This window comes from Nocardia sp. NBC_01499, assembly GCF_045040275.1.
In the GTDB taxonomy this organism is placed as follows: Bacteria; Actinomycetota; Actinomycetes; order Mycobacteriales; family Mycobacteriaceae; genus Nocardia.
On the sequence record NZ_CP109426.1, the window covers coordinates 1,321,294 to 1,343,941 of the forward strand.

The window sequence follows — 22,648 nt, forward strand, 5'->3', positions numbered from 1 at the left end:
CACCGATGAGTGCTCGTACCGCCTTCATGTTCCCCGGGCAAGGATCTTATGTTCCGGGTCTCCTGGCAAATCTGATCAACGAATTCCCTTCGGCGCGAAAAACATTGGATCACATCGACGAGGCGTGCGACGAGCACGGGCATGCCCCGGTTTCCCGGCTGCTGATCGATCGAGACGCCGCATCGCTGGACGACCTGGTGGCCGATCGGTCACCGGATCTGGATGTGGCCCTGTTCTCGAGCGGTATCGTCACCTATCGGATCCTGGTCGAGGCGGGCCTGCACGCCGACGTGGTCGTCGGGCACAGCCTCGGTGAGGTGTCCGCGTTCACCGCGGCGGGCGCCCTCACCGTGCGCGACGCGACCCGGCTCGTCCTCGCCAGAACAGCAGCCCTGCGCGACATTTCGAGCCTCGACGGTGGCATGATCGCCCTCGCGGTCGGCAGTGCCCGCGCCAGACACCTGACCGGCTTCATCGACGAACCGAGCGCTGTCGTCGCGGTCGACAACGGTCCGGATCAGTGCGTCATCTCCGGGTCGACCACGGCCCTTGTCATGGTCGAGCAGCTCGCCGCCGCCGCGGGCATCCGGGCGACTCGTCTGCGCGCTGCCAAGCCCTTTCACAATCGACTGCTGCGCGATGCCGCCGAAGCGTTCGCCCGCGCCGTCGACGACATCGCGGTCGCCGAGCCGAAGATCCCGGTCTACTCCCCGGTGCTCGGCCGTTACGTGCAGTCCGCCGAGGACATCCGCGCCTGGGTGGCACGGCACCTGACCAAGCCGGTGCTGTTCTACGACGGGCTGCTGCGGTTGTACCGCGACGGCGTGCGCCACTACGTCGAATCAGGCGGCCGGGACACCCTCACCTCGATGGTTCCGGCCTGCCTGCCCGCTGCGGCCGAGACGATCGCGCCACTGCGGCAACGGTATTCGGCCGTGCAGTTCCGACAGGCGATCGGCTCGGGCGACGCCGTCCCGGCACCGGCCGCCAATCCGGTCGCCAATCCGGTCGTCAATCCGGTCGCCGAAGCCACGAACGGCAGCGCGCCGACCTCGACCGACGCGCCTGCCGCGCTGCCCGCGGCGGACGAACTCTTCGCGCAGATCCGCCAGATCTACGCCGACGCCCTTGGCTATCCGGTCGACCTGCTGGATGCCGATGTCGACCTCGAGGCGGATCTGGGGATCGACTCGATCAAGCAGATCGAAGCGTTCCGGTTGGCCAGGCAGCGATTCGGGCTGCCCGAGCCGCCCGCCGAGGTGCGCGTCACGTCCTTCTCGACCCTGACCGAACTGGCCGAGCTGCTGCGCACGCTCGCCGACAGGACCGGGCCGACGCCGATCAAGACGGGAGTGTGACGCGATGAGCGACGAGTTCGCCGGCAAGACCGCGCTGGTCACCGGTGGCGGCAAGGGTATCGGACGCACGATATGCCTGCGGCTGGCCGAGCAGGGGGCGCATGTTCTGGTCAACTACTTTCATTCCGAGACCGACGCGTCGGCAACGCTCGCCGAGATACTCCGGCAGGGCGGTTCCGCCGAGCTCGTCCATGGCTCGGTGGCCGACGAGGAGTCCGTTCGAGCGATGTTCGCCGGAATCGCCGATCGCCACGACGGGCTCGACATTCTGATCAACAATGCCGCACGCGGGACGCTCGCACCGATGCCGACCTTGCGCAACAGCGACTGGTCCAAAGCTCTCGCCGTCAACCTCGACGGCAGTCGGCGATGCGCGCAGGCGGCCGCGGCGCTGATGGCCGGACGGCCGGGTTCGATAGTGAATCTGTCCTCCATCGGTGCGGGCCTTGTCATCGGCAACTACGCGACGGTCGGTGTGAGCAAGGCCGCCGTCGAGGCGTTGACCCGTTATCTGGCAGTGGAATTCGCCGCCGCGGGCATCCGGGTGAACACCGCGTCGGCCGGCCTGATCGACAACGCGACCAGTCACCTCTTCCCCGACAGCGATGTCTTCCGGCAGACGGTGCTCGCGGCGACGCCGATGCGCAGGCTGGCGACCGAGGCCGACCTCACCGAGCTCGTGCTGTTCCTGGCGTCGGATCGCGCGTCGTTCATCACCGGCCAGGTGCTGCTCGCCGACGGCGGCCTTTCCCTCGGATCCGCGAGTCTGGCACCGCAGGCCGGGCCGGTGAGTTCCGCGGTCGCCGCGCCGAGCGCGGACCCGCCTACGCCACCACCGGAATCCGGCGAGGTCGAGGACCAGCTCGTCGCGGTGGTCGGCACCGGCATGGCCATCGCGGGCGCCAACAGCCCACAGGAGTTCTGGCGTTTGCTGACACAGCCGACGTCGGTATTCACCGAGCCTGGCGAGCGATTCGCCCTCGACAACTTCTACTCTCCCGACCGCTCCGCCGTCGATCGCACCTACTGTCGGGTCGGCGGCCACCTGCACGATTTTCAACCGCACCCGGCCCTCGCTGCCGAGGAGGCGGCCGACGGTCCCATCCTCGACGAAGCGACACGCTGGCTGCGGCACAGTCTGTTCCAGGCCAGGGACGGCGTGCGGCTGGCGTCGACAGATCGTTGCGCCGTCTATGTGGGGGCCTGGCCGGGCGGTAGCCAGACCCTGGCCGAACATCTGGTCACCGAAACCTTCGGCAGCGCGGTCGACGAGGCCGCGGGCCCGGCGGCCGCGACCCGGTTGCGCGAAGTGCTGCGCAGCCGCTATCCCCGAGCCCGCGCCGGTCAGCCGGTGCTGCCAAGCATGGTGGTGAACGCGGCCATCGACGGCATCCTCGACCGGGTCGCCGAGGCGACGGTCATCGATACCGCCTGCGCCTCATCGCTCTACGCGGTCGACTTCGGCGTCAAAGCACTGCTGGCCGGTGACTGTGATATCGCCTACTGCGGTGGGGTCGAGGTCTTGAATCCGACCGTGGCGGTAATGTTCGCCAAACTCGGTGGCCTGTCGCGCGGGGGTGCGGTTCGCTCCTTCGACGCATCGGCCGACGGCACCCTCTTCAGCGACGGCGCCGCCATGGTCACGCTCAAGCTGCTGTCGCGTGCCCGCGCCGACGGCGATCGAATCCTCGGCGTGCTCACCGGATTCGGCGCCGCCGCCGACGGCAGGGGCAAGGCGATCGCGGCCCCGAACCCGGCCGGACAGCGGCTGGCCATCGAACGCGCCCGCGCGATCAACGAGACCGCGCCCTCGGCGGTCGACTGGATCATCGCACATGCCACCGGCACCACCGCCGGGGATCGCACCGAGCTACAGACATTGGCCGCGGTAGCTCCCCCTGACGGCTACCCGTGCAGTTCCAACAAGGCGGTGGTCGGGCATACCGGCTGGGCAGCGGGCGCGGTGTCGTTGATCCATGCCACCGAGGCGCTGCGGGCCGAACGGATACCGGGGCAGTACGGTTTCACCGCACCGCCCTCGGACGTGCAGATCGACCGCACGCGCGTGTCCGCCCGCGATATCGCCTTCCCCGCCGACGAGCACTCGCCGCGACTGGTGGGGATATCCGCGTTCGGGTTCGGCGGCACCAACGGTCACCTGCTGGTGGCCGACCGCACGAACGGCAACCCGATCCGGTCCGGACGTCCCACCGGCAGTACGGATCTGGCCGTGGTCGCGTGGAGCGCCCACCTTCCTGGCAGCCCCGATCGCGAGCGGATCACCGCCTGGCTGCGCGGCGACAGCGACGCACCGGAGCGGCGGTTCGCCGTCCCCTATCCGGCACCAACTCCGGCCGAAATACGGCTGACTCCCAAAACTATCGCCACCATAGATCCTTGCCATCTGATGGCCATTCAGGTCGCGGACACGTTCCTTCGCGAGCACGGCGAACTGTGGGCCGAGGTGCGCGAGTCGACCGGCGTCATCACCGCGCACACCGGTGTTCCGGTCGCGCTCACCGCTGCGTTCACCCGCACCTACGGCGACGATGTGCTCGACGCTGTCGCCGAATCCGATGCGGCACAGGCTCTTACCCCGATCGCCGAGTCGGTGCTCGCTACGGTGCGTGACCGGGTGCCGGAGTGCAACGAGGACACCTACGCGGGTGTCATGACCAACGTCATCGCGTCCCGGATCACCAGCAGGCACAACCTGCGCGGGATGAGCGTCGCCATCGATGCGGGCGACGACTCGGCGCTGGCGGCCCTGAGCACCGCTCGACGGTATCTGCGAACCGGGGACCTGAATCTCGCGCTGCTGCTTGCGCTCAACGGCAACTCCAGCGCCGAGCTCGCCGAACTTCTCGGTCGGCCAGCGCAATCGCTGGCCGAAGGCGCCTTCCTGATCGCACTGGCCACCACCGAGGAGGCCGAGCGACGCGGCTGGCCGATCGTGGCGCGGGTGAGTTTCGCGGACGGCGATGGCGCTACCGCGACAGGCGAGTCCGCCGGCACCCGTGACTATCTCGGCGCCGCAGGGGCGGTTGCCTTGCTTCGTGCCGTCGAGAACCCGGCCGCGATGTCGGAGTTGTCGCTGCCGAACGGGGATCGAGTCCAGGTAGCGCGGCGGCACCCGGCACATCTCACCGAGCGCTACGTTCCCGCGCTGGTTGCCGCGCCGCACCTGCCACCGTTGGTGGCACACAACGCAATTCCGACGGGCAGTGTCGTCCTGGTCGACTCCGCCGAATCGGCACAGCGGCTGCGCGCCGAACTGGAACAGGCCGAGGCAACGGTGCTGTGCGCCGACGTCGACGATCCGAGCGACACTCGCGTGCGGGCATTGATCGACCAGGCCACCCCCGCGTTGACGGTGATCTGCGCCGCCGACGCATCGCCGTCGCTACGGACGGGCAAGGACTTGACCGCTCAGTTACGGCTGCACGATCTCACTTTCGTTGCCGCCCAACGATTGTGGACACGGTGGACAGCGGACAGCTCGCTCATGGTGCTGCTGCCCGGTCAGCCGAGCACGGGTCGGCCGAGTCCGTATGCGGCGCTATTCACCGGCTTCGTCAAGAGCCTGGCGTGGGAACGCACCGACGCGTCGATCGCCGCGATACTCACCGAGGCACCACCTGCCGCGGCCCTGCGCTTCCTGGCGCACGAAAGATCAACAGCCGCAACCGAACCGGTGGTGTGGTATCGCGAAGGGATCCGATATCGCGACGTCCTCACCCCGGCGGCGCTGCCCGCGGACGAGACGAGCCTGCCGATCGGCGACGACTCCGTAATCCTGGTGACCGGCGGAACCGGTGGGCTACCGATCGCGATGCTGCGCGCGCTCAGCGAACACGCCAAACCCACGGTATGGCTGCTCGCGCGCACAGATCCGACCGACATCGCCGGGCAGACCAATGGCACCGCACCGGCAGACGTGCGAGCGGCCCTGATCCGGCGTCTTCGCGAAGACGACCCGGCCAGACCCATCCGATCCATCGTCGCGCAGGCCGACGCCCACATGAAAGCCATTGCCCGCCAACGCGATTACCGCGAACTCGTCGGTCAGCTCGGCGCGGACCGGCTGCATTGTCTTTCCTGCGACGTACTCGACCCCGATGCGGTGCGGGCCGCGGTCGCGACCGTGTTGTCCACCGCGGGCCGACTCGACCTGGTAATCCACGCGGCAGGACTGTCCGCGCCCGCGTTGCTGGAGAACAAGTCGTTGACGAGCTTCCGCTCGGTTCGAGATACCAAGGTCCTCGGTTATCAGCATCTCCGAGCCGCACTGGCCGAGCATGCGCCGGTCCGCTGGTGCAACATCGGGTCGGTGGCGGGCGCGATCGGCCTGCCTGGGGACGTCGACTACGCCGCCGCCAATGATTTCCTGGCCGCCTGTGCGCAGCGCGACGATCACGAATTCACCATCGCCTTCCCGCTGTGGGGACAGACCGGACTTCGTTCAGACCAGTTGAACCGTGCGTACCTGCAACGACAGGGACGACTCAGCTCGATCAGCACCGACGAGGGGACTGCCCTGTTCCTGGCCGAGCTCGCCGCCGGTGCGGGCTGCGCGGTCGCCCTCGGTGACCACGAGCTCCGCATGTTGCGCGGCGAACGACCGTACAGCGTAGTCGAGGACGCGCACGCCGAGGTGACCGAGAGCTGCTGGCACTACACGTTCGATCCCGTTCGCGACGACTACCTGTCCGACCATATGGTCGACGGAAAGCCGACCGTGCCGGGAACTTTGATGCTGGAGATCGCGGCAAGGGCAGCCATGGCCTTGCTTCCAGGCACCACCGTCCGCGAGTATCGCGACACTCGATTCGAGGCCTTCCTCAAACCGTTCGCCGGACGTCGGCCGGTCGAGCTGCGGATCACCGCCGCGCTGGTCGCCAGCGGAGCACAGACCACTCCGGCGGTGACAGTCGAACTGACCTCCGAGGTCGCCACGGCGAACGGCGCGCCGTCCCTGCGACGCTTCTTCCGCACGGAAGTCATTGTCGAATCGGCCGATTCACCTACCGAAAACCTCCGGCCCGAGGTACCCGACCTGGTCGGGCGATCCGTACCGGACCCGTATTGCCTCGCCGATTCACCGGTCCGCATCGGTGGCATGTTCGCCAACCTCACCGACATCCGGACGGCCGACCGGCGCGCACTCGGTCGGTGGTCGCTCCCGCCGGACTCGACGGGCTTCCTCGACACCATGCGAATCCCGTGGCTGCTGCTCGACGCGATGCTGCGCACGTTCGCACTGGCCGCCGGGACCGATACCGATCAGCCGATCTTCGTACCCCGCGACATCGCCCGAATCGACCTGGCTACCGAATCCGCCAACGATATCGGCCTGGCCGAGCGATACGGCGCGGACATCCGGCTGCTCGGCGATCTGACCGGATCGGCGACAGTTCGCGCGATCGCGCCGGACGGCACACTGCTGTCGCAGATGACCGGCCTGACGATGCAGCGACTCGGATCCGTTCGGCCGACCCGCGACAACCAGGCCGAAGACTCCCCTCGGTCGGTAACGGCCGGGTAACGACCGAACGAACCGCCCCACTCGACAGGCCCCGCAGCCGCCCTCCTCGATCAGGTTCGGCGAGCACGACCAGCGCTTTCGTCCGGTCGGCAGGCCTCCAGCAAACCGTCAGCGCATTCTGCGGCGCCCTGGCGGACGCAAGTACACCTGCACGCGCACGCCCGGGCCGGAAAACATTTCCCCGCAAACTTTTTCGGTTAAACTATCCTCTTCAGCAGCCACAACCCGCGAAAGCGAGAGCGACACCCGATCACGAGCCACCGGGGAAGAGGGTTCAGATGGTCGTGAATCACAGAGCGCTCAGCGCGGGCGAACGAATCGAGTTACGCCGTCGACGGTTGGGGCTATCCCGCCGAGTCGTCGCCGAGCTGACCGGACGCAGCGAGGAGTGGCTGCGCCAGATCGAGCGCGGCCGCCGCCGCCTCGACAGTATCGAGATGATGTACCGGCTGGCCGAAGTCCTGCGGTTCGACGATCCCATCGAATTGATCGGCCTGCCTTCATCGAGCCGCTCGGGGGCACGCGACATGGGCGAAATGAGTCTGCAGCTCACCGCGCTCAACCGTGCCATCATGGATCACCCGTCGACGCAGGTCTTCGCCACGGCGGCCACGAGCCAGCTGCCGACCCTCGAGTCGGTGCGCGCGGGCCTTGACCGATGCTGGTACAGCTGGCTCGGTTCTGGTCATCGCTACACCGAACTCGCCGCCCGGCTACCCGAGGTGCTGACCTCGGCACGGTCGATCCGCGCCGCCGCCCAGGCGAGCACGAACGGACAACTGGAGGAGGCGGGCAAACTCCTGGTCGAGGCCTATCACCTGGCCCGATTCGTGCTGACCCGGGTGGGCGACTACCACCTCGCGTGGCTCGTCGCCGACCGGCCGATCGGCATCCTCACCCAACCCGCGCAGCCGGTTCTCGTCGCGGCGAGTTCGTGGCATGTAGCAAGCGCACTGCTATCGATGGGCTATCACTCGGAAAGCCGGGACTACGCGCTGGCCGCCGCACAACGCCTTGCCGCGGCCAACCGGTCCGCGGAAACCGAGAGCCCGGTGTACGGCGCGCTGCAACTGCTGGCGGCCGAGGGGGCCGCGGGCGCGGCCGACCTCGAGCAGTCCAAGCAGCTCATCGCCGAAGCCGCCCGCATCGCCGAACAACTCGATCGGGCGGCCTGCCTGCGCACCGTCTGGTTCGGCGTCCCCGAGGTCACCATCACCGCAATGGATATCGCGCTGCGCCTCGGTCAAGTCGACGAAGCGATCAGGCTGGCGGCCGACGTCCAGCTGCCGGACAACGCCACCGTCGATGTGTGCGCCCGCTACTACCTGACCACCGCCTATGCCTACGGCCGCAAAGGCGAAGACTTCGCCGCGACCCTGGCGCTGCAGCAGGCCGAGCTGGCGAGTCCGGAAGACCTCCGCTACGACTGGATGGCCCACCGTACCCTGCAACAGCTCTCCCGCCATGACCATCACCTGACCAGACGCGATCTCGCGAAGCTACTCGCCGCCGCGGGCCTGGCCTGAGCCGTCGGCCGGAACTGGAAGTTCCACAGATTATTTCGCCGATGGGTGGGTAAAACATCAGAGTACAGACGCCATCGCGAATTCCCGACAGCCACCGGACAGTTACCGGACGGGAGCGAATTGGCCGCAATAATTGCCGGGTTCCTTTCGATCGCCGAACGGGGAGGATTCGTGAGCAGCACCGCCGGTCTCAAAACAGGCCTGTTGACCATAGGTGAGCGGATCGAATTGCTACGACGCCAGCGCGACCTGTCCCGCCGGGCTCTCGCAGAACTGGTCGGTCGAAGTGAAGAGTGGCTGCGCCTGATCGAGTCGGGAAACAAACCACTGGACAGCGTGGCGTTGATATTCCGGCTCGCCGAAGCACTGCACATCAAAGATGTGCGCGAATTCATCGCGCTCCCGCCACAGCTGGCGCCCGCTGGCGTCGAAGCAGGGGACCAGCTCGCCGAATCATTGAAACGCAGCATTATCAATTATCCGGCCATTCGAACCAACGAGGGCACGGCAGCGAATACCGAATCCCTTACCGATCTGACCGATCGATTACATCGATGCCAGAATATCTGGGAACACTCACCGACCCGGTATACAGAATTAGCGGAATCCCTTCCCAAGGTTTTGACCGCGGCTCGCATACAGTACTTGCTGTCGCATGACGACGATGCCGGAGAATTGCTGTTACAGAGCTATCATCTATCCCGTCGATTTCTTACCAGGATCGGTTCGCATCAGCTTGCCTTTACCGCGGCGGATCGGGCGACGATGGTGGCCGAACAACTGCGGAATCCGTGGCAGCTGGCCGCGTGTGCCTGGCATACCGGAAACGGCATGCTCGGACTATCACAGGCACAGGAATGCCACGACTACGCCATGACCGCCGCCGACCATCTGACGGATGTCGCCGACTCCGTCGACAAAACCGTGTTGACCGGCGCGTTGCAGTTGCTCGCCGCGAAAGGCGCCGCCGCTGCGGGGAATGTCGCCGAATCGGACCGACTGACGACCGCGGCGACACACAGGGCGAGCCAGTTCGATACCGATCACAGGACGTATGACATTCCGTTCGGCCCCACCGAATCCCTCATTGCCCGCCTCGAGATCATGCTCTGGGGTGGAAATTGCGAACAGGCCGCCGAACTCGCGGCACAGCAGCACGTTCCGGATGCCCACCCGATCAGCGGACGAATGCGATTCCACCTGGCGGGCGCATATGCCTGCGCTCGCCGAAACGACTACGCCGGCGCCTCCTCCGCTCTCGGCAAGGCCGCCGACGTTTGCCCCGAAGACTTTCGCTACGGCTCGGACACGCAGTCGACGCTGCAATATCTGGTCAAGCAGGACAACCGGCTGGTGCGCCAGGAAGTTCACGAGCTCGCCCGCGTGGCCGGACTCCGCTGAACGCAGCCGGGCAGCGCCGGTTCAGCCCTGATTGCCAGTTGATAACTGAATGGTGAACCCGCACCCGCTCTTGCCACTTCCATATGGAACCATTCGGTATCCTCGCGACATGACCGCGATAACCGACTTGATCGTCAGCGAACTGATCGAGCCCGGCAGCCTGTCGGACCCCATAGCGCTCTATCGGGATGTCTTCGCTTTACGCCCCGAAGACCCCGCGCCAAGCCCCCGACTGCTCACCGCGTTGGCCCACAATGGAAGTATCGCGCTCGGAGCGCGGATAAATGGGGAACTGGTCGGCTTCAGCTACGGCTTCCCAGGCCTGGATCTGGACGGCGGCGGACACATTTCTTCGATATACCACTACATGGAGTTACTGGTAGTGCGAGCCGACCGGCGAAGCAGTGGCATAGGCCGATCGTTGATGCATTTCTTGCGCAATATCTCACTCACCCGAGGACTACGCACCATCCAGTGGGCCTACGACCCGCTGCGCGCCGCGAACGCATATTTCTACCTCGATGTCCTCGGCGCGCGCGGCTGCGGATTCGCCCCCAATCTCTACGGCATCGAGGACTCCGGACGCGACCGCGGCCATCCCACCGACCGGATAATCGCTCGCTGGGAACTCACCAAGCCTGCCCAGCACTGGCCGCAGCCGCCGTCCGGGCTGACCCCAGGCAGCCCGGAACTCGATCCGCATGGCGCCCCGGGGACGATGCTGTTGGCCATTCCGACGGTGTACGAAGACCAATGCGGACGCGACTGCGTTGCGCTGCGACGCCGCATATGCGCTGTCCTCAGCGACTTGATGGCCAGCGGTTTCCAAGCCGTGTCCTGTCGAAAGGCCGGCGACGGCACGACCGTATACCGGCTGGTGACGGGCGCGCCAACGTAGCATTGCGGCGCGACCACCGCCGGGGAATGGCTTTCGCGAAAGATGCTGAAGACCTTGGCGACCGACCCGCACGACTGTCAATAGGCGGTGCTCAGGCCAGGAACTTGCCGAGGTCGTCGAGCACCCGCATCGCGCCGATCGGACCGAGTCCGAGGAACCACACCTCGTCGTCCACCGCGATCGCGTGCCCGGCCTTGACCGCGCTCGAGTTGCGCCAAATCGGCCCTGAGGTCACGGTTTTCTGGTCCGGTGAGACGTCGGCGCCGTAACTCGAGTAGAAGATCCAGTCGGCGGCGGCCTGGTCGATGTTCTCCTTCGAGATCTGCACCGCCAGCTCATCGACGTTCTGATTGGCCGGTCTCGACAGGCCGACATCGCTGAGGATGACGCCGATGAAGGACTTGTTACCGTAGAGGCGGATGTTGCCGCTCAGGAAGCGAACGAGCGAAATCGTCGGTGCGCCAGGCAGTTTGGCCTTCACCTGATTCGCCTTGGCTTGATAGTCGTTGAGCAGCTTGGTTGCCTGCTCCTCCGCGCCGAGTGCGGCGCCGACCAACAGGAAGTTCTCCTTCCACGGGAAGCCGGGCCGGATGGAGAATACGGTCGGCGCGATGGCCGACAACTGTGGATACAGATCGCTGACGCGTAACTTGCTGCCCAGGATCAGATCTGGTTTCAATGCGGCGATCTTCTCGAGGTCGAGTGTGTTGGTCGGACCGACCGTCGCGATGTTCCGCACCCGGTCGGCCAGATACGACGGCACCCCCTGCTGTCCGGCGGTGGTGGCCATGCCGACTGGCGTAACACCCAGTGCGAGAACGTCGTCCAGCTCGCCGGAGTCGAGAACGATTACCCGCGTAGGCTTTTTCTCGATGCGCGTCTGTCCCATCGCCTGGGTGACCGTGCGCGGAAACACCCCGGGCCCGACGTCGGCCTTGAGTTTGGCCGTCTCGGTATCGGCGGTGGCGAATTGCGCCCCGCCGGTGGCGACATTCTTGTCACCGTGACCGGTATCGCCCGCGCCCGCGGGAGTGGTGGCGGGGTCGGACCCGCATGCGGTGAGCAGCGCGGCGGCGGCGACAACCGCGACAACCGCTTTCGTCCATCGGACCATTGTGTGATTCCTTTCCTAAGAGCGGGCGGCGGGCGCGGCGGACCTGCCAGAGCGATGTCGTCCGATCGGAACGACCATCGGGGTACCGGACACGGGGTCCGAGATGATCTGTGACGGCATGCCGAATACGTCCTCGACCAATGCCGCAGTGAGGATGTCCGAGGGGGCGCCCTCGCAGGCGATGCTGCCGCCCTTCATGGCGATGAGGTGATCGCCGTAGCGGGCGGCCAGATTGAGGTCGTGCATCACGATCACCACCGTGGTGCCGTCGGCGCGGTTGAGATCCGCGAGCAGGTCGAGCACCTCCACCTGATGGGAGATATCGAGGAAGGTGGTCGGCTCGTCCAGCAGCATGATCGGGGTTCGCTGGGCCAGCGCCATGGCGATCCACACCCGCTGCCGCTGGCCGCCGGAGAGTTCGTCGACCGAGCGCGACGCCAGCTCGACGGTGTCGGTGACCTGCATGGCGCGTGCCACCGCCGCGTCGTCCGCTGGCGTCCATCGGCGAAACATGCCCTGATGTGGATAGCGACCGCGACCGACCAGATCCGCGACCGTAATGCCCTCGGGCGCGACCGGGGACTGTGGCAGCAGGCCGAGCACCCGCGCGACATCCTTGCTTCGCAACGAGGAGATCGGCTCGCCGCCGAGATAGACCGCACCATGGGCGGGCGCGAGCAGCCGTGCCAGGCCGCGCAGCAATGTCGATTTCCCGCACGCGTTGGTGCCGACGATCATCGTCACCAAGCCCTCGGGGATTCGCACGGTGAGGTCGTTCACGATCGTCACCGGTCCATAGCCGAGCCGCAGGTTCTCGGTGTGCAAAGTTGGTGTCACGCTGTCCCTTTCAGACACGCCAAGCCCTTTTCTAGACACGCCGAGCCCTTTCAGACTCGCCCGGCACGGTTGGCCGAGGCGAGCAGCCACAGCAGATACGGCGCGCCGACAGCGCCGGTCACCACCCCGACCGGCAGTGCGGTGCCGAGCAGATGCTGTGCCACGAAATCGGCGGTCAGCGTGACCAGCGCGCCGGTGAGCGCGGCCGGTATCAACGCCGTACGACCGCCGCCGGTCAGCCGGGTGGCGATCGGGTTCGCGACGAACGCGACGAACGCGATGGGACCGGCGACCGCCGTCGCGAAAGCCACACTGGCGGTGGCGATCAGCAGCAACAGCAGACGCGTGTGCTCCACCCGCAGGCCGAGGCTGACCGCGACGTCGTCACCGAGCTGCAATCCGTTGAGCGCGGGGGCGAGCAGCGCGGCGGCGGGTATCAGCACCGCGAGCGCGATCGCCAGCGGCACAACATGATTCCAGCCGCGGCCGTTGAGATTGCCGATCATCCAGACCAGCGCCTGCTGGGCGAGCGCGACATCGGCCCAGGTCATGAGGTAGGACACGACGCTGGTCAACACCGCACCGACACCGACGCCGACCAGCACGAGGCGAAACCCGTTCACCCCGCCGCGCCGCGCGAGGCCGTAGATCACCGCGCCCGTGCCGACCGCGCCGACGAAGGCGGCCAGTGACAACGCCGCGCCGGACAGTCCGAAGACGATCAGACCGGCGACGGCGGCAGCGCTCGCGCCCTGGGAAACGCCGATCACGTCCGGACTGGCCAGCGGGTTTCGTAGCAATCGCTGAAACAGCGTGCCGCCCATACCGAACGCGACACCGACCAGCATCGCCGCGACGGCTCGCGGCAATCGCAGCCGCGTGATCACGAACGCGTCCTGCCCGGTGCCGCCGCCGAGCAGAATGCCCGGAACTTCGCTCAGCGGAACCGAATACGAGCCGACGGTGAGCGTCAGCGCGAAAACCAGCAGCAGTGCAAGGAGCAATGCGAGCGTTACCAGGCGTGCGCGAGTTCTGCCACTGCGTCGTGCGTGCGTGACGGCGGCCAGCGCGGCCGCGTCGACGGCGGTCACGCCGCCACCTCGCTAGTGCTGAGCACCGTGTGCTCTCGCTGACATTCGCTCACGCCGCCACCAACTTTCGGCGGCGCACCAGCACGACGAGCAATGGCCCGCCGATGACCGCGGTCACGACACCGACCTGCACCTCGGCGGGTCGAGCGATGACGCGGCCGACCACATCCGCGACCAGCAGCAGGATCGAGGCGAGCACCGCGGCGTACGGCAGTAGCCAACGGTGGTCGGGGCCGGTGATCAGCCGGGCCGCGTGCGGGATCATCAGGCCGACGAAGGCGATGGGTCCGGCGATGGCCGTCGCCGCGCCGCACAGTATGACCACCGCGAGCGCGGCGACACCGCGGGCGACCAGCACATTCTGGCCGAGCGCGCGGGCAACGTCCGGGCCGAGCGCCAGCGCGTTCAACATGCGCGCCGACATCGCCGCGAGCAGGATGCCGACGGCGAGGAACGGCAGTGCCTGCCCAACGGTCGGCAGGTCGCGCTCGGCGAGTGACCCGACCTGCCAGAAGCGGTATTGATCGAAGGTGGTGGTGTCGGTGAGCAGCAGCCCACTGGTCACCGACTGCACTGCGGCGGTCACCGCGGCTCCGGCGAGCGCGAGCTTCATCGGCGTGGCGCCGTCGCGGCCGAGCGAGCTGACGAGGTACACGACCCCGCCCGCGACCGCGGCGCCCGCGAAGCCGAACCACACGTAGCCGGTCACCGAGCTCACGCCGAGCACACTGATCCCGAGCACGACGAACAGCGCCGCGCCCGCGTTGACACCGAGCAGTCCAGGGTCGGCGAGCGGGTTTCGAGTCGCGCCCTGGATGATCGATCCGGCCAGTCCAAGCGCGATACCGACCAGCACCCCGATCACCGTGCGCGGCAACCGAAGATCGCGCACGACGGCGTGATCGACATCGGCGGGGTTGTAGCGGAGCAAGGCGTCCACCACGGTCGTGAACGTCAACGCGCGCGAGCCGACGGCGATGCTCAGCATCACCGCGAACGCGAGCACTGCCAGTAGCAGCACCAGCCCCATCGCGAGCGGGAGCGTCCTGTTGCGGGCGCGATCCATGTGTGTCGGTTACCTTCGATTGCGATCAATATGGTTTGCCTACCCTAATTCATGGGGAATGGGACATTTGCGCCGCCAGCGGGCAGCACGATCGGCGCAGGGCTGAGGACGCGCGGTCGGCGCTTTTCCGGAACTGCCTCACCGAAGCACCGACGCCGCCAGACCGTGCAGCCCCGAACCGGTTGATCGCGCCGTACGGAAGACCCTCGACCCGCCGCGCTCAAACCGCCACCTCGGGCCGTCGCGCACTTACCGCCACCTCAAGCCGTCGCGCGCTAACCCGCAGCTCGGGCTATCGCACATTTTACCGCCCGCCTCGGGCCGTCACGCGCTAACCGCCACCTCGGGCCGCCGCGCGCTTAGCAGCACCTCGAGCCGCCGTGCGCTTACCACCACCTCGGGCCGTAGCGCGCTCAGCGCCACCTCAAGCCGTCGCACGTCTAGCGCCGCCGGGCCGTCGCACACTTAGCGCAGCCCGGGCCGCCGCGCGCTTAGCGGCAGTTCAGGCCGCCGCGCGCTTAGCGGCAGTTCGTACGCCTACTTCGGAACCTGCTGTGGCGCAACCTGTTCGGACTGCGGGCGATAGAGGTCGGGCTCGAGGTAGATGACGTCGGCGGTGGGTACGGCGGCGCGGACGCGGGCTTCGGCGGCATCTATGGCGGTGGCGACATCGTCGATGGTCAGGCCGGGAACGATCGAGATCTTGGCGGCGATGAGGAGTTCATTGGGGGCGAGATACTCTGTGCGCATATGGATTACGCGATCTATGCGGGTGCCGTCGACCAGGTTCGCGCGAATCGCGCGGTCTTCGTCGGGGGTGGCACCTTCACCGATGAGCAGACTCTTCATCTCCACGATGAGCACCACGGCGATGGCGCCGAGCAGGACGCCGATCGCCAGGGTGCCGACACCGTCCCAGCGCGAATCACCGGTCAGCACAGTCAATCCCACACCGGTGAACGCGAAGGCGAGACCGACCAACGCCCCGCTGTCCTCCAGCAGCACCACCGGCAGTTCGGGATTGCGCGACGAGCGGATGAACTGCCACCAACTCCCCCGCCCTTTGAGCGGCCGGGATTCACGCCGGGCCGTGAGCAGGCTGAAGGTCTCCAATGCCATCGCGATGAGCAGAATCGCGATCGCGACCACCGGCGAGCTGAGCTCCTCCGGACGACGGATCTTGGTGATGCCCTCGTCGATGGCGAACAACGAGCCCATGGTGAACAGCACCAACGCGACGACGAACGAGTAAAAGTAGCGGTTGCGGCCGTAGCCGAACTGATGCACCGCGTCCGGCGGATGCGCGGCGCGGCGCTTGCCAACCAGCAACAGACCCTCGTTGGCGGTGTCGGCCAGCGAATGCATCGCCTCGGCCAGCATCGACGACGACCCCGTCAGCGCCGCACCGACGAACTTCGCGACCGTGATGCCAGCGTTGGCCCCCAACGCGGCCAGAACCGCCGTGGTACTACTGCCACCCGTCGACATGGACACCAACGTTACCGGCGCCGACGCGCCCTAGCCCGCACCGCCGCGCATGCGCCGGACCAACGCGCGCCCGCGGCACGAGCGAGCGTTCCGTGCGACCACCGAACGCGCGCAACCGAACTCTCCACGACCTCGTCCGTCCGGCGGTGATCCGATTGGCAGCGCCCCTCGGAGCCGACAGGCTCATGCGAGCTACCGCGCGAGACGGTCAGAGTGTTCGGCGATGATCGAAATCTCCCTCGGCGATGCCCGTGCGCTCAGCGAGTCGATTCACTGGCGGGCGATGCGTCGTTGCCCGTACCAGTTCCAGTTTTCGGGGCGGATGTTGTGATCAGGTATCGACGGCCGATGATGCGATCGGGTCGAAACCGTACGGCGGGGTCGGTCACCACCATCGAATCGTTGGGACTTCCCACCATTTTGATGCCACTGGTAAAAAGCGTCATTTGCTCTCCTATTCTCCTAAATGGACGATCGCGCCGAATTGTTGCTCATAGTTGCTCATGCTGTCGTTCAAGTTCTGCATCAGGCGGAAGATCATGGCGGGCGGGAATTTCACGCGCGACACCACTTGAACCGGTTGACGGACTACGGGATTGCCGCTCGCATCGACGCCGGGATCTGTCGGCAGGTATACGACGAAATCGATGGTGAAATCCGTGCGGTTGTACCAGCACGTGAAACCGTTGGCGTACACCCCGGCGCTCATCGCCTCGGGCACGATCACCTCGACGTTCACCGAGGATGGAACCGCATCGCTCATCCGCGCACCTCTCACTGACGACCCAAAAGGTCACTACGGGGTTGACCCTTTGGGTCGCCGTATTCAGTGACTAGCGATTGGACTGGCGTGTCTGCTGCCGAAGCTGATGCACCTGCATCTCCCATTGACCGGACCGGTCCTGAGCCCGAGTCGCCTGGTCTTCGGCTTGCTGCGCCAGCTGGCTCGCCTGATCGGCCTGGTCTTGCGCGGTCTGTGCCCGCTGCTGCGACTGACCGGCTTCACTCTGTGCCTGCTGGGCCTGACTCTGCGCCCGGTCGGCTTCGTTTTGCGCCTGCTGCGCCTGGTTCTGCGCCTGGATGGCCTGCTGGCGGGCTTGCTGAGCCTGCTGACTTGCCTGGTTGGCCTCACTGTGCGCCGAGTGCGCCTGGTGCTGAACCTGACGTGCTTGTTGCTGCGCCTGCCGAGCCAAGCTCTGGGCCTGCTGAGCGGACTGACGCGCGCTCTGCGCGTCCTGCCGTGCCTCATCGACACGCATCTGAAGCGCGTCGATATCCCGAAGGCTCGGGACGTCCTCGCGCGTGGTCTCGCTGGTTTCTTGTGCCATAACAACTCCTTGCATCGGTTGTGTGGAACCAATAAATCGTCGCCCCCGGCGTGAGCTGAACGCAATACTTTGAGAACATGCTCGTAACAATTAGATAGTGGTGCGCGACTCACCAAATCTGTGCTGTCGCAAGGCATGTCGAGCTCGGCTCGCGCAGCACAACATCGGCAGACCGGTGCGGCCTCGCGGGTTTTGGTAATTCGTCGGCCGGTGAGCCGAGTAGCGAATACGCAGACACTCAGCGATGGCTGCCGAAATAATCAGCGACTCGTGCATCATCAGCCGATGATTTTCCGACGCTGCGGGGCCGACTGTGCACAGGCCCAAAGTCGCCGAATTGCATTCGCTTGATTTCTTTAGCCGGTAGATGTGATTTCGGTTGTCCTGCCGGGACCGAACCATGGACCGGCTACGTCACGGGCTCGGTGCCCGCCGACGATCGGGCCGAAGGCGCCACCGCCGCAGTCGATCTCACCCGACTCGGGCGGCAGCTGCTTGCCACCGATCGGCCGACGCAGCACCGCCTCGTCCAGCACCCCCCACAACGCCGACGTGCTGGGCGACGTTGCTCTCGATGAGCCGCTGGTGCGATGTCCGCTGCGTGAACAGCATCCCGATCTTGCCAGACCGGACCCCATATCGTCGCTGATCAGCGCCGCCAAACAAAACTTATGCTGCACAAGGAATCTGGGTGAGCAGTTGTATGGACGCGAACGTTTCACATGGCTAACATTCGCGCATGGTATCGGCTGGGCGGTTGGTCGCATTCGCGACAATGTCGTTTCTGTCGCCCGTGCTTCCGTCGATCCTTCTCGGCCGGGCACTGGGTAGGCGGCTATGACGGGGTATCTCCTGCGCCGCCTCGTGCAGTCGCTGATCGTGGTCGTGCTGGTCGCCATCCTCACGTTCACTCTGCTGCAGATGCTGCCGGGCGGCCCGACCCGCGCGATCCTGGGTCCGAAGGCGACGCAGCAGCAGATTGATACGTTCAAGCAGCAGAACGGTTATGACAAGCCCGTGGTGGTGCAGTTCTTCCATTGGGCGGGTGGGGTTCTGCATGGTGACCTCGGGTATTCGTACAAGCTCAACCAGCCGGTCACCGATGTCATCGCTGAGCATCTGCCGAAGACTCTGGTGCTGATGGCGTTGTCGACCGCGGTCGCGCTGGTCTTGGCCGTGCCGATCGGGGTCTATCAGGCGCGCAAGCGCGATACCCTCGGCGATTACACCGTGACGGGGTTGTCGTTCGCGTTCTACGCGATGCCGAGCTTCTTCCTTGGTGAGTTGCTGATTCTGTTGTTCGCCATTGAGCTGCACTGGTTTTCACCGGCGGGCCCGAACGGTAACACCCTCGGTGAGATCTTCAGCCAGGCGCCGAGTCTGATACTGCCGGTGGCGACGCTGGCGTTGATCACTGTCGCGTCCTTCAGCCGTTACGTGCGTTCGTCGGTGATGGAGAACCTGAGCCAGGACTATGTGCGCACCGCGCTGGCCGGTGGTGCGAGTGATGGCCAGGTGATGGTGCGGCATGTGCTGCGCAACTCGTTGATTCCGATCGTCACGCTGCTCGGGCTCACCTTGCCGCAGTTGTTCGCCGGTGCGCTGATCACCGAGCAGGTTTTCAACTACCCCGGGATGGGTTTCATCTTCGTCCAGGGGGCACAGGTGCACGACTATCCGATCCTGCTCGGCATCGGCCTGGTCGTCGCGGTCGCGACCGTCGTCGGCTCGCTGCTGGCCGACATCGGTTACGCCGTGCTCGATCCGAGGGTGAAGTACTGATGACCGACGACATCCTCTCGCCGCCCGGCGAACCGAACGAGCCCCGCGTCGCACAGACCGGCCGGGCACGTTCCCTGTTTCGCACGACCGTGCAGACCTTGCTGGAGAACAAGCTGGCCGTGGCCGGGCTCGGGCTGATCGTGTTCTTTCTGCTGTTCTGTTTTCTCGGCCCGGTGTTCTATCACACCGATCAGATCGCGACGAACCTCGCCGACGCCAACCAACCCCCCAGCGCCACACACCCACTGGGCACCGACGATGTCGGCTACGACGAACTCGGCAGGCTCATGGTCGGCGGTCAGGGATCACTCGAGATCGGTGTCGCCGCCGCGATCATCGCCACCGTGTTCGGGACACTGTGGGGTGCGATCGCCGGTTATGTCGGTGGTTTCCTGGACTCGGCGATGATGCGTGTGGTCGACACCCTGCTGGCGATACCGACACTGTTTCTGTTGCTGATCCTGTCCTCGATCTTCACCGCGACCGTCGGGCTACTCATCGTGGTGGTGTCCTTCGCCGCCTGGCTGACACCGGCACGGCTGGTACGTGGTGAAACGTTGTCGTTGCGCACCAGGGAATACGTGCAGGCCGTCAAAATGATGGGCGGGACCAACAGCCGCGCGGTCCTGCGCCACATCATGCCCAACGCGATCGGCACCATCGTGGTGAACGCGACCTTCCAAGTCGCCGATGCGATCCTGCTGGTCGCCGCCCTGAGCTACCTCGGCCTGGGTATCGCGCCCCCACACGCGGACTGGGGCAACATGCTCTCCAACGGCACCGACTTCGTGCAGAACGGCTACTGGTGGATGATCCTGCCCCCGGGAGTAGCGATCATGCTCGTCGTCATCGGATTCAACTTCCTCGGCGACGCGTTACGCGACGTATTCGAAGTCCGACTGCGGAGACGCTGACATGACCAACACGCCTGTCCTCCAATTGGACAACCTACACACCACAATCAACGTTCGTGACGGGGTCGTGCACCCGGTCGACGGCGTAACCCTGCACGTCGGACGTGGCGAATTGCTCGGCTTGGTCGGCGAATCCGGTTGCGGCAAAACAATGACAGCACTGTCGATCCTGCGGCTGCTGCCCGAGGGCGGCAAGATCGCCTCAGGACGGATCCTGCTCGGCGGCGAGGACATCGCACAGATGTCGGAACCCGAATTGCGACGAATACGCGGCGCCCGGATCGGGATGGTCTTCCAGGACCCGCTGACCTCGCTGAACCCGACCATCCCGATCGGCAGACAGGTCGCTGAACCGCTGGAGCTGCACTGGAACGATCACGCCGGTGCGGCGCGCCTGTCGTCCGCGACCCGACGCGACCGCGTGATCGAGGCATTGACACTGGTCGGTCTACCGCGCGCGGCCGAACGACTCAACGACTACCCCCACCAGCTCTCCGGGGGCATGCGTCAACGCGTGATGATCGCCCGCGCGCTCATCTGCGAACCCGACCTGCTCATCGCCGACGAACCAACCACCGCACTCGACGTCACCATCCAACACCAAATCCTGGAACTGATCGACGACCTCCGCACCCGCGTGGGTATGGCAGTCATCCTGGTCACCCACGACCTCGGCGTGGTCGCCGGACGCGCCGACCGCGTCGCGGTGATGTATGCCGGTCGCATCGCCGAACTCACCGACACCAAATCACTGTTCGGCAACCCACGCCACCCCTACACCGAAGCACTCTTCCAAGCGCTACCAGAGAACTCGGCCGAGCACGGCGACACGCTCTACAACATCCCCGGCCTACCACCAGACCTACTCACCCCACCACAGGCATGCCGGTTCGCACCACGCTGCCGACACGCCACCGACCAGTGCCGCACCGAGGAACCCGTCCTGCGTGGGGATGTCGCCGGGCACGACTATGCGTGCTTCCATCCCGTCGGCGACCCCGAAATCCTCGAGCCAACCGGTGGTGCCGCCATGCGCGAACGCGGTCGGGCGCCTGCTCCGCCGACTACCGACGTCCGGTATCTACTCACTCCTGCAGTTCCGGCCACTGCCGACGTCCAACAACTACCCACCTCCTCAGCTCCGCCCACAGCCGACGTCCAGCGTCTACCCAACCCAGCTCCGCCTACTGCCATTCCCCCGCATCGGTACACCCCCTCAGCTCCGCCGACGCCCCTCCCTCTGCTCACAATCCAGCACCTGGTCAAGAACTTCCCCGTGACCACAGGCGCCATCCTGCAACGCAAGGTCGGCACGGTGTCCGCGATAGCCGACGTCAGCTTCTCCGTCGAAACGGGCGAAACCCTCGGCCTGGTCGGGGAATCCGGCAGCGGCAAAACAACCCTCGGACGCTGCATCGTCGGCCTCGAGACACCGACCAGCGGCAGCGTCCGAATCGACGGGACCGAACTGACCTCGTTGCACGGCAAAGCATTACGACAACGACGACAAGACACACACCTGGTGTTCCAAGACACCTACGCATCACTGGACCCACGAATGCGCGTCGGTGCCATCGTCGCCGAACCAATGGTCATCCACGGCGTAGGCACCCGCACCCAACGCGACACACAGGTCCGAGACCTACTCGCCGAGGTCGGCCTACCCACCACCGCCGCCGACCGCTACCCCCACGAGTTCTCCGGCGGCCAACGCCAACGCATCGTCATGGCCCGAGCACTAGCACTGGCCCCGAAACTGATCGTCGCCGACGAACCAGTATCCGCACTCGACGTTTCGATCCAAGCCCAAATCCTCAACCTGATGAGCGACCTACGCCGACGCCACGGCCTGACCTACGTATTCATCTCCCACGACCTGTCCGTAGTGCGCTACCTATCCACCCGGATCGGGGTGATGTATCTGGGCAAACTAGTCGAGAACGGCCCCGCCGACGAGGTCTACCGAAACCCACGCCACCCCTACACCCGCGGCCTGATCAACACCATCCCACTAGCCGACCCATGGGCCACCCGAGCCGAGCACGACGTGATCAAAGGCGAACTACCCTCGGCACGCAACCCACCATCAGGGTGCCGATTCCGAACCAGATGCCCACTGGCACAAGAGATCTGCACACACGAAGAACCACAAATGCGGGCATTCGGCACCACCGGCCACCAAGCCGCATGCCATTTCCCACTGAACGATTCCGCAGCCTCGGCGATCGAGCCGCCACCGGCGAGTTCGGCCGTCCCCGTATGACCACGACCTGGGACAACTCACGGAGAGTGTGCCCCAA

15 protein-coding genes are annotated in these 22,648 nt (G+C 65.9%); 8 read left to right on the forward strand and 7 right to left on the reverse strand.

Annotated elements, in window-relative coordinates; genetic code table 11:
- Positions 1-5: 5 nt before the first annotated feature.
- The 5 genes from OG203_RS05925 to OG203_RS05945 all read left to right on the forward strand — a co-directional run bounded on the left by OG203_RS05925 (position 6) and on the right by OG203_RS05945 (position 10,728).
- A complete protein-coding gene (locus tag OG203_RS05925) occupies positions 6-1,358 on the forward strand; it encodes an acyltransferase domain-containing protein (protein ID WP_405164649.1) in 1,353 nt (450 codons plus the stop codon).
- Positions 1,359-1,362: 4 nt separating this feature from the next.
- The gene (locus OG203_RS05930) at positions 1,363-6,903 is read left to right on the forward strand and encodes an SDR family oxidoreductase (RefSeq protein ID WP_405164650.1); all 5,541 of its coding nucleotides are present in this window, start codon (positions 1,363-1,365) and stop codon (positions 6,901-6,903) included.
- A gap of 284 nt (positions 6,904-7,187) precedes the next feature.
- On the forward strand, positions 7,188-8,429 hold the full coding sequence (locus OG203_RS05935) for a helix-turn-helix domain-containing protein (protein ID WP_405164651.1): 1,242 nt from the start codon (positions 7,188-7,190) through the stop codon (positions 8,427-8,429).
- A 171-nt stretch (positions 8,430-8,600) separates the two neighbouring features.
- Positions 8,601-9,830: a helix-turn-helix domain-containing protein gene (locus OG203_RS05940; protein ID WP_405164652.1), complete on the forward strand. Its 1,230-nt coding sequence runs from the start codon at positions 8,601-8,603 to the stop codon at positions 9,828-9,830.
- 109 nt (positions 9,831-9,939) lie between these two features.
- Positions 9,940-10,728 carry a GNAT family N-acetyltransferase gene (locus OG203_RS05945; protein WP_405164653.1) on the forward strand — a complete coding sequence of 263 codons (789 nt, stop codon included), beginning with the start codon at positions 9,940-9,942 and terminating at the stop codon, positions 10,726-10,728.
- Positions 10,729-10,819: 91 nt separating this feature from the next.
- Here OG203_RS05945 and OG203_RS05950 read toward each other — a convergent pair whose 3' ends face one another.
- The 7 genes from OG203_RS05950 to OG203_RS05980 all read right to left on the reverse strand — a co-directional run bounded on the left by OG203_RS05950 (position 10,820) and on the right by OG203_RS05980 (position 17,652).
- A complete protein-coding gene (locus OG203_RS05950; protein WP_405164654.1) occupies positions 10,820-11,842 on the reverse strand; it encodes an ABC transporter substrate-binding protein in 1,023 nt (340 codons plus the stop codon).
- Positions 11,843-11,857: 15 nt separating this feature from the next.
- Positions 11,858-12,679: an ABC transporter ATP-binding protein gene (locus tag OG203_RS05955; RefSeq protein WP_405164655.1), complete on the reverse strand. Its 822-nt coding sequence runs from the start codon at positions 12,677-12,679 to the stop codon at positions 11,858-11,860.
- Between the two features lie 50 nt (positions 12,680-12,729).
- Positions 12,730-13,770, reverse strand: coding sequence for a FecCD family ABC transporter permease (locus tag OG203_RS05960; RefSeq protein ID WP_405164656.1), 1,041 nt, complete (start codon positions 13,768-13,770; stop codon positions 12,730-12,732).
- 49 nt (positions 13,771-13,819) lie between these two features.
- Entirely contained in the window at positions 13,820-14,836 is a 1,017-nt protein-coding gene (locus OG203_RS05965) for a FecCD family ABC transporter permease (protein ID WP_405164657.1), read from the reverse strand.
- Positions 14,837-15,373: 537 nt separating this feature from the next.
- Positions 15,374-16,324: a cation diffusion facilitator family transporter gene (locus OG203_RS05970; protein WP_405164658.1), complete on the reverse strand. Its 951-nt coding sequence runs from the start codon at positions 16,322-16,324 to the stop codon at positions 15,374-15,376.
- Between the two features lie 454 nt (positions 16,325-16,778).
- Complete coding sequence (locus tag OG203_RS05975; RefSeq protein ID WP_405164659.1) at positions 16,779-17,087, reverse strand: DUF3467 domain-containing protein; 309 nt, start codon at positions 17,085-17,087, stop codon at positions 16,779-16,781.
- 70 nt (positions 17,088-17,157) lie between these two features.
- A complete protein-coding gene (locus OG203_RS05980) occupies positions 17,158-17,652 on the reverse strand; it encodes a hypothetical protein (RefSeq protein WP_405164660.1) in 495 nt (164 codons plus the stop codon).
- Positions 17,653-18,489: 837 nt separating this feature from the next.
- On the opposite strand from OG203_RS05980, the gene OG203_RS05985 reads away from it, so the two are divergent.
- From OG203_RS05985 to OG203_RS05995, 3 genes are read left to right on the forward strand one after another with little or no spacing between them, the layout of a single operon-like run.
- Positions 18,490-19,434: an ABC transporter permease gene (locus tag OG203_RS05985; protein ID WP_405164661.1), complete on the forward strand. Its 945-nt coding sequence runs from the start codon at positions 18,490-18,492 to the stop codon at positions 19,432-19,434.
- Positions 19,434-20,348 (forward strand): ABC transporter permease, encoded by a 915-nt coding sequence (locus OG203_RS05990; RefSeq protein WP_405164662.1) that lies wholly within the window; start codon positions 19,434-19,436, stop codon positions 20,346-20,348. The genes OG203_RS05985 and OG203_RS05990 overlap by 1 nt, the downstream gene beginning before the upstream one ends.
- Position 20,349: 1 nt before the next feature.
- Positions 20,350-22,611, forward strand: a complete 2,262-nt coding sequence (locus tag OG203_RS05995) for a dipeptide ABC transporter ATP-binding protein (protein WP_405164663.1) — start codon at positions 20,350-20,352, stop codon at positions 22,609-22,611.
- The last annotated feature ends 37 nt before the right edge of the window (positions 22,612-22,648 follow it).